This is a genomic window from Serratia sp. YC16 (assembly GCF_009707615.1).
Taxonomy (GTDB): domain Bacteria; phylum Pseudomonadota; class Gammaproteobacteria; order Enterobacterales; family Enterobacteriaceae; genus Serratia; species Serratia surfactantfaciens.
Genome location: NZ_WLYN01000010.1, coordinates 1 through 13172 on the forward strand (window position 1 = coordinate 1; position 13172 = coordinate 13172).

Here is a 13172-nt window from a genome sequence, read left to right on the forward strand (position 1 = left end):
AAACGTCACCGTGCTGGCCGATGGCACCATCGACTTCAACGACGGTTCTAAAACCGAGAACACCCGCGTTTCTTATCCGATCTACCATATCCAGAACATCGTCAAACCGGTGTCCAAGGCAGGTCACGCCACCAAGGTGATCTTCCTGACCGCCGACGCCTTCGGCGTGCTGCCGCCGGTATCGCGCCTGACCGCCAACCAGACGCAGTACCACTTCCTGTCCGGCTTCACCGCCAAGCTGGCCGGCACCGAGCGCGGCGTGACCGAGCCGACGCCAACCTTCTCCGCCTGCTTCGGCGCCGCGTTCCTGNCAACACCGGCTGGAACGGCACCGGCAAGCGCATCTCAATCAAAGACACGCGTGGCATCATCGACGCCATCCTGAGCGGTGAGATCGACAAGGCGGAAACCGTAACCCTGCCGATCTTCGATCTGGCGATGCCGACCGCGCTGCCTGGCGTGAATCCGGAGATCCTCGATCCGCGCAATACCTACGCCAGCCTCGAGCAGTGGCAGGAAAAAGCGCAGGATCTGGCCGAGCGTTTCATCACCAACTTCGACAAATACACCGATACGCCTGCAGGCGCCGCGCTGGTCAGCGCCGGCCCGAAGCTGTAATTCGGTAGCATTACCTCTTCAGCTAAGGCGCGGATCCCGCGCCTTTTTTCATTTTCCGTGATTGCTTTTTAACCAGCGAGACGAGAAAATAAGTCAATGCAATCATTGATAGCAAAGGAGGTTTCAATGGCTACTATCACCGTCAGAAATCTGGACGACGAAATCAAAGAACTGCTGCGTATTTCAGCGGCGAAAAACGGCCATTCCATGGAAGAGGAAGCGCGCATGATCCTGAAGCAGGCGCTGGTGAAAAAGCCGCCACGCTATGGATTGGGTACCTGGATGCATCAGCACTTCGCCGAGTTCGGTGGCGTCGAGCTGGAGATCCCACCGCGTGACGCCGTGCCACCGCGCATCGTCACCTTTGACGATGAAGATGACAACGCATGATTATTCTCGACACCAACGTCATTTCAGAAACACTGCGCCCCAGTCCGTACTACAACGTCATTAACTGGTTAAATGAAAAGGACAATGACGAGCTCTATCTGAGCGCCATTGTCCTGGCCGAACTGTTCAGCGGCGTCGCCTGCATGCCTGACGGCAAGCGCCAGCGGGATCTCAAGCTCAAATTGGCGGACGCGATTGAATTGAAGTTCGAGGGGCAGATATTGCCGTTTGATGGGTTGTGCGCGATGCAATACGCGGAATTGACGGCAAAGAATCGGCTTCTGGGTAAAGCGATGAGCATGCCGGATACCCAAATCGCCGCCACCTGCCTGCATTACGGTGCCGTCCTGGCCACCCGCAATACCAAAGCCTTCCTCCACTGCGGCATCGAGCTCATCGATCCGTGGCAGGCGCCGACCGGCCGTCGGTTGCATGAGGATGCGGCGGAATATTACGTGATGAGCAGGAAGTCCTGACGGGGCCGCAGCGAGGCAGCCCGCGCCAGGAGGGTCAGGCGTTTTCCCTGGCCGTTTGATGGCCGTTGGCCGACTCTTTTTTCTCCATCGGCAGCGGGATATACGCGCGGATCAACAACCCGCCGCGTTCGCTGGTGCCGATATCCAGCGCCCCGTCGTGCGCATCGATAATACGCTGCACGATCGCCAGCCCCAGACCGGTGCCGCTGGTACTGCGCGCGCTGTCGCCGCGTACGAACGGCTGCAGCAGGTGCTTCAACTCTTCCGGCTTGATGCCCGGGCCGTCATCCTCGACCTGGAACCAGCCGCGCTGCAGCTCGCGGCCGCTGCTGACTTTGATCCAGCCGTTGCCGTAACGCGCCGCATTCACCACCATATTCACCGCCGCCCGCTTAATCGACAGCGGGTGTACGTTCATCATCAGCTCGCCCGGCGACAGCGCGGTTTCAATCACCCGCTCATAACCGCTCTCCGCCGCGACCACCTCGCCCAAAATGGCGTTCAGATCGCTGCTTTCGGTCGGCATTTCCTGCCCGGTGCGCAGATAATCGATGAACTGTTCGATGATGGCGTTGCACTCTTCGATGTCTTTATTGATCGACTCGGCCAGATAGCCGTCTTCGGCGCTCATCATCTCCGTCGCCAGCCGGATGCGCGTCAACGGCGTGCGCAGGTCGTGGCTGACCCCGGCCATCAGCAAGGTGCGATCGTCCGCCAGCTGCTTGACGCCCGACGCCATCTGATTGAACGCACGAGTCACCGAGCGCACTTCGGAAGCGCCATATTCGCGCAGCGGCGGTGGAATAATGCCCTTGCCCACCTGCAGCGCCGCATGTTCCAGCTCCACCAGCGGGCGGTTTTGAATACGGATAAACAGCCAGGCGCCGCCGATCGCCAGCAGCATGATCGCCAGCGTATAGCGGAACAGCGGAGAGAAGTCGCCCTGATGGATTTCCGTCAGCGGCACGCGTACCCAGATATCGGGCTGCAACCAGGTTTTCAGCCACACCACCGGGGAGTTCTTGTTCACCTCCACCCGCACATCGGTCGGCCCGCCAAGCTGCTGCGCCATCTGCTGGCTGAGGAACTGGTAGTGCTGCGCCCAGCGCAGGCCGCTCTCTTCCGCCGCCGAATTGGTGTAGAGAGAGATGCCCAGCTCGCGGTAGATCTCACGACGGAACGCCGGCGGCACTTCCAGCAACGTGCCATCCTCCAGCTGCAGCCGATCGGTCATCAGCATACGCACTTCGTAAGCCAACACCTTGTTGAACTGCTGCAGGCTGGGCAGGATGGCGAAGTTCAGCACCACCAGATAGGTCGTCACCAGGCTGACGAACAGCAAGGTGACGATCAACAACAGGGTTCGGGCAAACGAGCTACGCGGTGAAAAGCGCAATCGCCTCATGCCTTGCTGCCGTCCGGAACGAACACGTAGCCGAGACCCCAAACGGTCTGGATATAACGCGGATGCGCCGGATCTTCTTCAACCATGCGGCGCAGACGAGAGATCTGCACGTCGATGGAACGTTCCATGGCGCTGTATTCACGGCCACGCGCCAGGTTCATCAGCTTATCGCGCGACAGCGGTTCACGCGGGTGGCTGACCAGTGCCTTCAGGACCGCGAACTCGCCGCTGGTCAACGGCATCGGCTCGTCTTCGCGGAACATCTCGCGGGTGCCGAGGTTCAGTTTGAATTTGCCGAACGCGATCACCGCCTCTTCCTGCGAAGGCGCGCCCGGCAGTTCGTTAGCCTGACGGCGCAGCACCGCGCGGATGCGAGCCAACAGCTCACGCGGGTTGAACGGTTTAGGAATGTAGTCGTCGGCGCCGATTTCCAGCCCCACGATGCGATCGACCTCTTCGCCTTTGGCGGTGACCATAATGATCGGCATCGGGTTGCTCTGGCTGCGCAGGCGGCGGCAAATGGACAGACCGTCTTCGCCCGGCAACATCAGATCGAGCACCATCAGATGGAAGGATTCACGGGTCAGCAAGCGATCCATTTGCTCAGCGTTGGCAACGCTGCGAACCTGGAAGCCCTGCTCGGTTAAATAACGTTCTAAAAGCGCGCGCAGGCGCATGTCATCATCGACAACCAGGATCTTATGATTCTCTTGCATGGTATTACTCCCAAAGGCTTTATTGCCTGACTCGAATATTGTTAGAAAACCTTGCCATTTGAGACAGCGTTTAATGGTATGTATTCTAGACGAAATTGTTACAAAGCTTATTCTTTTCCCCATTTATCAACAATTTTCATCGAATGTCGACGGGGGTTCGTCAAAATTTCGCCCTTTATCGGCGCAATGTGGGGCAGCGGCCCAATTTTACGCAATTTCGCCACCGGCGAACCGCACGGTGGCGTTTTGATATCGGGTCAGGAAGTCTGCAGGAAACGCGCCAGCTGCCTACGCAGCTGACGGTTTTCTTGCTGCAACGCATCCACCCGGTCGAGCAGCGTCAGCGCCATGGCGATCCCCGGCCAGTCCAGATCCAGTTCGGCCCGCAGCCTGCGCGCACGCTGCAGATGGCTCAGCGCCGGATAATCGAACACCCAACTCGGCTGCGCCGGCTCCAGCGGCACGATCACGCCCAGGCCGACGATCTCGACCAGCTCATCCTCTGAAATTTCCACCCGTTGGCACAATTCCACCACGGTGAAGGTGATCTCTTTCTTCATCATGTGCTTTACTCCCATTCCGCGCGTGGGTTGAACGGCGCCTGCTCGGCCAGTTCTCGCCACAGGGCGCTGGCTTTCTCGTTGGGTTTCGGCGGCATCACCACCTTGAGAATGACGTACAGATCGCCGGGCTCTTTCTTGCCCGCCAGCCCTTTGCCTTTGACCCGCAGCCGTTTGCCGCTCTGGCTGCCGGCCGGCACGGTCAGCGCGATCTTGCCGGTCAGCGTCGGCACCTCGATGCTGGCGCCGAGCGCCGCTTCCCACGGTGCGAGCGGCGCCACGATGCTCAGGTTGTGGCCGTCGATCTCAAACAGCGGATGCGGCGCGAGGCGGATGACCAGATACAGATCGCCGTTCTGGCCGCCGCCCACACCGGCGACACCCTGCCCCTTGAGGCGAATGCGTTCGCCGTCGCCGACGCCCGCCGGGATTTTCACGTTCAGCGTTTTGCTGGCTTCGCTCACCTGCCGCCCCAGCTCGTCGTACACCGGCAGCTTGTAGGAAATCTCGCGGCTTTGGCCATGCAGCGTTTCCTCGAGAAACAGCGGCACTTCCATCTCCAGATCCTGGCCGCGGAAGCCGTGCCCGCCGTGCGAATGCGCAGAGGAACGGTGGCTGCCCGCCGTCCGGCCGCCGAACATGCTCTCGAAGAAATCGGAGAAGTCTTGTGCGTCGCCGCCACCGTGCCATGAAGCGCTCTGCTGATAGCCACCGTGGTCGCCGCGCGCCTGGCGGCCAAAGTTCGGATCGTTGCGGTGCAGCCGGATCTGATCGTACTCGGCGCGGCGCTCTTCGTCCTTCAGTACCTCATAGGCTTCGGCCAGCTCCTTGAACTTGCTCTCGGCGTCTTCTTCGGTGCTCACGTCAGGGTGATATTTACGCGCCAGCCGGCGGTAGGCCGTTTTGATGGTTTTCAGATCGGCGTTGGGCTCGACGCCCATCGTTGCGTAGTAATCTTTAAATTCCATGCGGTAATACCTTCAATGTGTTGGGTTGTGCGCCAAAATTCCTTGTCTCTCTCGCCAGATATCCTCCTTTCGTCACATTCCTTTTCCGCTATCGCTAAGCATACTCCCGATTGTTAAAAGCTGCGCAAACTGAATAAAAACCGTGCGACAAGGCGCAGGCCCGCGCGCCATTTTTAAAGCCTTCCGCATTCACGTACACTGTGGCGGTGGCCCCATAAAGATAAATCACGATGAGAACTCAACTGATAACCCGTGAAGGGTATGACAAGCTCAAACAAGAGCTGGATTACCTCTGGCGCGAAGAACGCCCCGAGGTGACCAAGAAAGTGACCTGGGCCGCCAGCCTGGGCGACAGAAGCGAAAACGCCGACTACCAATACAACAAGAAGCGGCTGCGCGAAATAGACCGCCGCGTCCGCTATCTGACCAAATGCCTGGAGCAGTTGAAGATCGTCGATTACTCCCCGCAGCAGGAAGGCAAGGTGTTCTTCGGCGCCTGGGTAGAAGTGGAGAACGACGACGGCGAGATCAAACGCTTTCGCATCGTCGGTTACGACGAGATTTTCGGCCGCAAGGATTACATCTCCATCGACGCGCCGATGGCGCGCGCCCTGCTGAAAAAAGAGGTCGGGGACATCGCCACCGTCAATACCCCGCTGGGCGAAGCGCAGTGGTACGTTAACGAGATAGACTACCCGAAGTAAGCTTTCAGCTTTTTCCGAACCGCCGCCAACGCCGCCGCCTGCGCAGTTCTCTACGCCGCGGCCGCGCGGCGGCGGCCCGCTCCGCTGGCATTTTCCCCGATCAATCCGTATAACTGTCCCCTGTTTATTCACCGTTCTCAATACAGATACCAGACCTATGAATGACCCACTGAGCCGCATTATTGCAACAGAACTGCAGGCCCGGCCGGAGCAAGTCGACTCCGCCATCCGTCTGCTGGATGAAGGTAATACCGTGCCCTTTATTGCACGCTATCGTAAGGAAGTCACCGGGGGCCTGGACGACACCCAACTGCGCCAGCTGGAGACCCGCCTGGGTTATCTGCGTGAACTGGAAGATCGTCGCCAGACTATCCTGAAGTCGATCGATGAACAGGGCAAACTGACCGAACAACTGGCGGGGGCGATCAACGCCACGCTGAGCAAGACCGAACTCGAAGACCTCTACCTGCCGTACAAACCGAAGCGCCGCACCCGCGGCCAGATCGCCATCGAAGCCGGTCTGGAACCGCTGGCGGACACGCTGTGGCAAGATCCCCAGCAGCAGCCGGAGCAGTTGGCCGAACGCTACGTCGACGCCGACAAGGGCGTGGCGGACGTCAAAGCCGCCCTCGACGGCGCGCGCTATATCCTGATGGAGCGCTTCGCCGAAGACGCCGCGCTGCTGGCCAAGGTGCGCGACTACCTGTGGAAAAACGCCCATCTGGTGTCCAAAGTGGTCGAAGGCAAGGAAGAAGAAGGCGCCAAGTTCCGCGACTACTTCGATCACCACGAACCGATTTCTCAGGTGCCTTCGCACCGAGCGCTGGCGATGTTCCGCGGCCGCAACGAAGGCGTGCTGCAGCTGGCGCTGAACGCCGATCCGCAGTTTGAGGAAGCGCCGCGCGAAAGCCAGGCGGAGCTGATCATCATCAACCACCTCAACCTGCGTCTGAACAACGCCCCGGCCGACGCCTGGCGCAAGGCGGTGGTCAACTGGACCTGGCGCATCAAGGTGCTGCTGCACCTGGAAACCGAGCTGATGGGCACGGTGCGCGAACGCGCGGAAGACGAAGCGATCAACGTTTTCGCCCGCAACATGCATGATCTGTTGATGGCCGCACCGGCCGGCATGCGCGCCACCATGGGCCTCGATCCTGGCCTGCGCACCGGGGTGAAAGTCGCCGTGGTCGACGCGACCGGCAAGCTGGTGGCCACCGACACCGTCTACCCGCACACCGGGCAAGCGGCCAAAGCCGCCACCATCGTCGCGGCGCTGTGCATCAAACACCACGTGGAACTGGTGGCGATCGGCAACGGCACCGCTTCGCGTGAAACCGAGCGTTTCTATCTCGACCTGCAAAAGCAGTTCAGCGACGTCCGGGCGCAGAAAGTGATCGTCAGCGAAGCGGGTGCGTCGGTGTATTCCGCGTCCGAACTGGCGGCGCAGGAATTCCCGGATCTCGACGTGTCGCTGCGTGGCGCGGTATCCATTGCCCGTCGCCTGCAGGATCCGCTGGCGGAGCTGGTGAAGATCGACCCGAAATCCATCGGCGTCGGCCAGTATCAGCATGACGTCAGCCAGAGCCAGCTGGCGAAGAAGCTGGACTCGGTGGTGGAAGACTGCGTGAACGCCGTCGGCGTCGACCTGAACACTGCGTCGGTGCCGTTGCTGACCCGCGTGGCCGGCCTGACGCGCATGATGGCCCAGAACATCGTCAACTGGCGCGACGAGAACGGCCGCTTCAGCAACCGTGAACAGCTGCTGAAGGTCAGCCGTCTGGGGCCGAAGGCCTTCGAACAGTGCGCCGGCTTCCTGCGCATCAACCACGGCGACAATCCGCTGGACGCTTCGACCGTTCACCCGGAAGCCTACCCGGTGGTGCAACGCATTCTGGCCGCTACCGAGCAGGCGCTGCAGGACCTGATGGGCAACGCTTCGGCGGTGCGCAGTCTCAAAGCGGTCGATTTCACCGACGACAAGTTCGGCGTGCCGACGGTTACCGACATCCTGAAAGAGCTGGAGAAACCGGGCCGCGATCCGCGTCCGGAGTTCAAAACCGCGACCTTTGCCGAAGGCGTGGAAACCCTCAACGATCTGCAGGTGGGCATGATCCTCGAAGGATCGGTCACCAACGTCACCAACTTCGGCGCCTTCGTGGATATCGGCGTGCATCAGGACGGCCTGGTGCACATCTCCTCGCTGGCGGACAAGTTCGTTGAAGATCCGCATACCGTGGTGAAGGCCGGCGACATCGTCAAAGTGAAGGTGATGGAAGTCGATCTGCAACGCAAACGCATCGCGCTGAGCATGCGGCTGGATGAGCAACCGGGCGAAGGTTCGCCGCGCCGCGGCGGCAATGCGCCGGCGCAAACGCGCGACAACGCCAATCGTTCGGCGGGCGGCAACAAGGCCAAACCGCGCAACGCGGCGCCGGCCGGCAACAGCGCCATGGGCGACGCGCTGGCCGCGGCGTTCGGTAAGAAACGCTAAGCCAGAACCGTCAGGGCGGAGCCTGCTCCGCCCTTGCCGAGAAAGAAAACTTGCGGCATTTTTTGACCCGACTCAATAAACCTTCATCTTTTTATTTCCCGTTGCTGCGTGACCGCCCTCCCATTGTTAAAGCGGCAAAAATCCCTTCTGTAGCCGTTTATTAACAACGTCGTTAACACGCATTTTTCATTTTGCGAATTGTGAGCGAAACACAAATGGTTACCGCTCGTATTACGGCGGAATAATGTTATTGAATTGCCTTTCATCAGAAATAAATAAGGGAAAAACGCCATCAATATTTGCAAACGAGAAAATTCGGCTACAAATACGCAACTGATTTAACTCACCATTCTCATTTGTCGCCGAGTAAAAGCAGTGGTAAAACGGGGCTTATCAAAGCGACACAACCAAAAACTGCCGCCGCCATAATAATTGGTTACAATACCCTTACTTTTTGTATTGAACGCGATAATGATAATTACTATTATTTGCGCTCAATTTATTGCATGACCTTATGGATGAATAGCGCCGACGGCGTGGCATTTTCGCCGGCAACGTCCAATTATTATCAGCCCGATGTTCATCGGCACCCGGAAGGTTAATCACATGCAGCTTCAACCTAAACACACGTATAAAATCGCCGGCTTTTCCAGTGAAATTGCGCCGGCCTATCGCCAGAAACTGTTATCGCTCGGCATGCTGCCCGGCTCTTCATTCGAAGTGGTGCGCGTCGCACCGCTGGGCGATCCGATAGAAATTAAAACTCGCCGCGTCAGCCTGGTGCTGCGCAGGAAGGATCTGGCGCTGCTGCAACTCGACGGTCAGTCCTGAGCCGGCGCGCCCTCCGTTTGCCGACGCGCCTTTGCGCCGGCGCTGTTCTCCTTGAAGACGACACGCTGAACTATGAAAAAACTCACCATCGGTTTAATCGGTAACCCGAACTCCGGCAAAACCACGCTGTTCAACCAGCTGACCGGCGCGCGCCAACGGGTCGGCAACTGGGCGGGCGTGACGGTCGAACGCAAAGAAGGCCATTTCACTACCCCGCAGTCCGACGTGCGGCTGGTCGATCTGCCCGGCACCTACTCCCTCACCACCATCTCGGAACAGACCTCGCTCGATGAGCAGATCGCCTGCCACTACATTTTGAGCGGCGACGCCGATCTGCTGATCAACGTGGTCGACGCCTCCAACCTGGAGCGCAATCTCTATCTGACGCTGCAGCTGCTGGAGCTGGGCATTCCCTGCATCGTGGCGCTGAACATGCTCGACATCGCCAAAAGCCAGCATATCGATATCGACGTCGCCGCGCTGTCGGCACGCCTCGGCTGCCCGGTGGTGCCGATGGTCTCCACCCGCGCCGACGGCATCGGCGTGCTGAAGCAGATGATCGACAATCATCACATCAACGAGCAGCAGGCGCTGGTGAACTACCCGCCGCTGTTGCTGAAAGAGGTCGCCACGCTGAGCGACGCCATGCCGCAAACGCTGCCGGCGGCGCAGCGCCGCTGGCTGGCGCTGCAGATGCTGGAAGGCGACATTTACAGCCACCGGCTGGCCGGCCCCGCCGTCGCGTTGCTGCCTGCGGCTACCCAGGCATTGCAACAGCAGCAGCAAGAAGACCCGGCACTGGTGATCGCCGACGCGCGCTACCAGTCTATCGCCACCCTGTGCGACGCGGTCAGCAACTCGCAGCAGGCGATGCCCAACCGCCTGACCGAGCTGCTGGATAAAGTGATCCTCAACCGCTGGCTGGGCGTGCCGATCTTCCTGCTGGTGATGTACCTGATGTTCCTGCTGGCGATCAACATCGGCGGCGCGCTGCAGCCGATCTTCGATATCGGCTCGGCGGCGATCTTCATCCAGGGCATTCAGTGGCTGGGTTATACCCTGCACTTCCCCGACTGGCTGACCGTCTTCCTGGCGCAGGGCGTCGGCGGCGGCATCAACACCGTGCTGCCGCTGGTGCCGCAGATCGGCATGATGTACCTGTTCCTGTCGTTCCTGGAGGATTCCGGCTATATGGCACGCGCGGCGTTCGTGATGGACCGCCTGATGCAGGCGCTCGGGCTGCCGGGCAAATCCTTCGTGCCGCTGATCGTCGGCTTCGGCTGCAACGTGCCGTCCATCATGGGCGCCCGCACGCTGGACGCCCAGCGAGAGCGGCTGATCACCATCATGATGGCGCCGTTCATGTCCTGTGGCGCGCGTCTGGCTATCTTCGCGGTCTTCGCCGCCGCCTTCTTCGGCCAGGACGGCGCCGGGGTAGTGTTCTCGCTGTACCTGCTCGGCATCGCGGTGGCGATTCTCACCGGCCTGGTGCTGAAATACACCATCATGCGCGGCGAAGCCTCGCCGTTCGTGATGGAGCTGCCGGTCTATCACGTGCCGCACCTGAAAAGCCTGCTGCTGCAAACCTGGCAGCGGTTGAAAGGTTTCGTGCTGCGCGCCGGTAAGGTGATCGTGGTGGCCAGCATATTTATCGGCGGCCTGAACAGCTTCTCGTTCAGCGGCAAGACGGTCGATAACATCAACGACTCCGCGCTGGCCTCGGTCTCCAAGGTGCTGACGCCGCTGCTGCAACCGATGGGCGTCCACAGCGACAACTGGCAGGCCACCGTCGGGCTGGTGACCGGCGCGATGGCAAAAGAAGTGGTGGTCGGCACGCTGAATACGCTGTATACCGCCGAGCATATCAACAAAGAAGCGTTCGACGCCGCCAACTTCAATCTGCTCGATGAGCTGGGCGGCGCGCTGCAGGAAACCTGGGACGGCCTGAAAAACACCTTCAGCCTGAGCGTGCTCTCCAACCCGATCGAAGCCAGCAAGGGCGACGGCGAGATGGGCGTCGGCTCGATGGGGGTGATGAGCAGCAAATTCGGCTCGGGCATCTCCGCCTACAGCTACCTGATCTTCGTGCTGCTATATGTGCCTTGCGTCTCGGTGATGGGCGCCATCGCCCGTGAATCGAGCCGCGGTTGGATGACATTCTCCATCCTGTGGGGGCTGAACGTCGCCTATTCGCTGGCAACGCTGTTCTATCAGGCGGCGACCTTCAACCAACACCCGCAGTACAGCCTGACGGCGATCCTGGCCGTGGTGGCGGTGAATCTGCTGGTACTGTTCGGCCTGCGCCGGGCGCGCAGTCGCGTCACGGTACGCCTGGGCAACGCCACGCCGGCGGCCTGCTGCCAGGGCGCCAAAGGGAATTGCCACTGATGGCCGGGCTGCTGCAGGTGCGCGATGCGCTGGCGCTGCTCGGCAGCGCCCAGGCGCAGCAGCTCAGCCAATCGCTGGCGACGCCGCTGCCGCTGGTGCAGGCGATGCTGGACCGTTTGGCGGCGATGGGGAAAGTGGAGCGTATCGAACAGGATGAGGGCGCCTGTCTGAGCGGCAGCTGCAAAAGCTGCCCGCAGGGCCAGGGGTGCGGCACGGTTACCTACCGGTTGAAGGCCTGAAGATCGGGGGCGCCACGGCGGGCGCCCCTTTGCCGTTGAAGGCTTATTTCTTGTCTTTGTAAACTTCGGCGATAGCGCTGAATTTACCGTGTTCGCGACCCGCCAGAACCACGTAATATTGCCCGCCCTTTTCGTCCGCCAGTTTGGACAGCTCTTCCTTGGCATCCATCGGCGACGTGGTCTGCGCCGTGGTGGTCACGGTGCCGATCTTCTCGTATTTACCCGGGTTTTTATCCAGATCCTCCTTGGTCAGCAGGGTTGCCGCCATGGAGCCGAAAGACACCGAACCCAGCACTGCCGCTGCAATAATCATCTTCAATGATTTCATGACACTAACCTCTCAATGGATAATTTATCTGTTATGAAAGCCGTCAAGAATCCATGCGTAGTACATCAGGCTGCCGCGACATCCTCAGGCTCCGTTGCTTTCCCTGACGGTGCCTGTTTCCCAGAGACGAAACGCCAAAATGAAAAGCGCCGCGTACGGTCTTTTCATTTTGCAGCCAACGCATTGACTCACTAAGTATCGAACAGCTTTGTCTTTTATCCACCCGGCGGTGTTTTTTTTCGCACCTTATTGTGCGTTTTGCCGCCGCATTCAATGTGCTGCAATAAACGCTTCGATCGTCGTCACAAATTCGTCGGGATGAGAGATAAACGGCGCATGAGCGGCCTTAGCCACCATCTGCGACGTGGAGTTCGGCCAGGCGGTATCGAGCAGCTCGGCGACCTTGCGTGGCACCAGCCCGTCCAGATAGCCATAGATCCGCAGCAGCGGCAGATCCAGCGCCGCCAGAGGCGCACGCAGATCGGCGGTGCGCAGGATCTCCAGCCCGCCGTTCAGCACCTCGACGCTCGGCGTCGGCTGGTTGAGCACCACCGCTTTCAGCTGGCGCGCATCCTGACGCGCGCTTTCGGTGCCCAGCGTCTGCAGCGCCAGAAAACGCTCGACGGTGCGTTGGAAATCCAGGCTCAGCTGGTGCTGGAAACCGCTCAGCACGTCCGGACGGATCCCCGGCCACTCATCGCGAGCGGCAAAGCATGGCGAGGAAGCCACGGTGATAAGCCCATTGACCCGCTGCGGCTGCATCAACGCCGCCTGGCTGGCCACCAGCCCACCGAGCGACCAGCCGAGCCACCAGGCCTGCGGCGGGGCGGCCGCCAGCACAATCTCCGTCATCTGCTCCAGCGACAGAGCGCCGAATCCCTGGCTGCGGCCGTATCCCGGCAGGTCGACCAGATGCAGGCGAAAATGCGGCGTCAGTCGCGCCTGAATGCAACTCCACACTTCAGCGTTCAATCCCCAACCGTGCAGCAGCACAAGATCGCGTTCGCCTTCACCTATCGTTTGCCAGTACAGCGCTGTCATTGGTTATTGTCCTTTCA

At 60.1% G+C, this 13172-nt stretch carries 13 protein-coding genes and 1 pseudogene; 8 read left to right on the forward strand and 6 right to left on the reverse strand.

All coding sequences use genetic code 11. The annotated features are described in order from the left end of the window. The 3 genes and pseudogenes from GKN89_RS20315 to GKN89_RS20325 form a co-directional block, all read left to right on the forward strand. A pseudogene (locus tag GKN89_RS20315) lies at positions 1 to 618 on the forward strand (phosphoenolpyruvate carboxykinase (ATP)); the annotation flags it as partial. Positions 619 to 744: 126 nt separating this feature from the next. Beyond that, on the forward strand, positions 745 to 1008 hold the full coding sequence (locus GKN89_RS20320; protein WP_004930730.1) for a plasmid stability protein: 264 nt from the start codon (positions 745 to 747) through the stop codon (positions 1006 to 1008). Next, a complete protein-coding gene (locus GKN89_RS20325) occupies positions 1005 to 1484 on the forward strand; it encodes a type II toxin-antitoxin system VapC family toxin (protein ID WP_154747637.1) in 480 nt (159 codons plus the stop codon). Before GKN89_RS20320 ends, GKN89_RS20325 begins: the two co-directional genes overlap by 4 nt. Positions 1485 to 1518: 34 nt before the next feature. Here the strand turns inward: GKN89_RS20325 and envZ are convergent, their stop codons facing one another. The 4 genes from envZ to cbpA all read right to left on the reverse strand — a co-directional run bounded on the left by envZ (position 1519) and on the right by cbpA (position 5133). Then, positions 1519 to 2889, reverse strand: a complete 1371-nt coding sequence (gene envZ, locus GKN89_RS20330; RefSeq protein WP_025159901.1) for a two-component system sensor histidine kinase EnvZ — start codon at positions 2887 to 2889, stop codon at positions 1519 to 1521. After that, entirely contained in the window at positions 2886 to 3605 is a 720-nt protein-coding gene (gene ompR / locus GKN89_RS20335) for a two-component system response regulator OmpR (RefSeq protein WP_004709363.1), read from the reverse strand. Before ompR ends, envZ begins: the two co-directional genes overlap by 4 nt. A 257-nt stretch (positions 3606 to 3862) precedes the next feature. Further along, complete coding sequence (locus GKN89_RS20340) at positions 3863 to 4168, reverse strand: chaperone modulator CbpM (RefSeq protein WP_019455157.1); 306 nt, start codon at positions 4166 to 4168, stop codon at positions 3863 to 3865. A 5-nt stretch (positions 4169 to 4173) separates the two neighbouring features. Next, on the reverse strand, positions 4174 to 5133 hold the full coding sequence (gene cbpA, locus GKN89_RS20345; RefSeq protein ID WP_019455158.1) for a curved DNA-binding protein: 960 nt from the start codon (positions 5131 to 5133) through the stop codon (positions 4174 to 4176). A 230-nt stretch (positions 5134 to 5363) separates the two neighbouring features. Between cbpA and greB the strand changes: the two genes are divergently transcribed. The 5 genes from greB to GKN89_RS20370 all read left to right on the forward strand — a co-directional run bounded on the left by greB (position 5364) and on the right by GKN89_RS20370 (position 11786). Beyond that, positions 5364 to 5837, forward strand: coding sequence for a transcription elongation factor GreB (gene greB, locus GKN89_RS20350; protein ID WP_019455159.1), 474 nt, complete (start codon positions 5364 to 5366; stop codon positions 5835 to 5837). 157 nt (positions 5838 to 5994) lie between these two features. After that, positions 5995 to 8328 carry a Tex family protein gene (locus GKN89_RS20355; RefSeq protein WP_019455160.1) on the forward strand — a complete coding sequence of 778 codons (2334 nt, stop codon included), beginning with the start codon at positions 5995 to 5997 and terminating at the stop codon, positions 8326 to 8328. A gap of 606 nt (positions 8329 to 8934) precedes the next feature. Next, on the forward strand, positions 8935 to 9159 hold the full coding sequence (gene feoA, locus GKN89_RS20360) for a ferrous iron transporter A (protein ID WP_025159900.1): 225 nt from the start codon (positions 8935 to 8937) through the stop codon (positions 9157 to 9159). 72 nt (positions 9160 to 9231) lie between these two features. After that, positions 9232 to 11547: a Fe(2+) transporter permease subunit FeoB gene (gene feoB, locus GKN89_RS20365; RefSeq protein WP_019455162.1), complete on the forward strand. Its 2316-nt coding sequence runs from the start codon at positions 9232 to 9234 to the stop codon at positions 11545 to 11547. Further along, entirely contained in the window at positions 11547 to 11786 is a 240-nt protein-coding gene (locus tag GKN89_RS20370; RefSeq protein ID WP_154747638.1) for a FeoC-like transcriptional regulator, read from the forward strand. Before feoB ends, GKN89_RS20370 begins: the two co-directional genes overlap by 1 nt. A gap of 43 nt (positions 11787 to 11829) precedes the next feature. On the opposite strand, the gene GKN89_RS20375 is transcribed toward GKN89_RS20370, so the two are convergent. Both GKN89_RS20375 and bioH read right to left on the reverse strand, forming a co-directional pair. Continuing rightward, positions 11830 to 12114: a YdgH/BhsA/McbA-like domain containing protein gene (locus GKN89_RS20375; protein WP_019455164.1), complete on the reverse strand. Its 285-nt coding sequence runs from the start codon at positions 12112 to 12114 to the stop codon at positions 11830 to 11832. 270 nt (positions 12115 to 12384) lie between these two features. After that, entirely contained in the window at positions 12385 to 13155 is a 771-nt protein-coding gene (bioH, locus tag GKN89_RS20380; RefSeq protein ID WP_019455165.1) for a pimeloyl-ACP methyl ester esterase BioH, read from the reverse strand. Positions 13156 to 13172 lie beyond the last annotated feature (17 nt).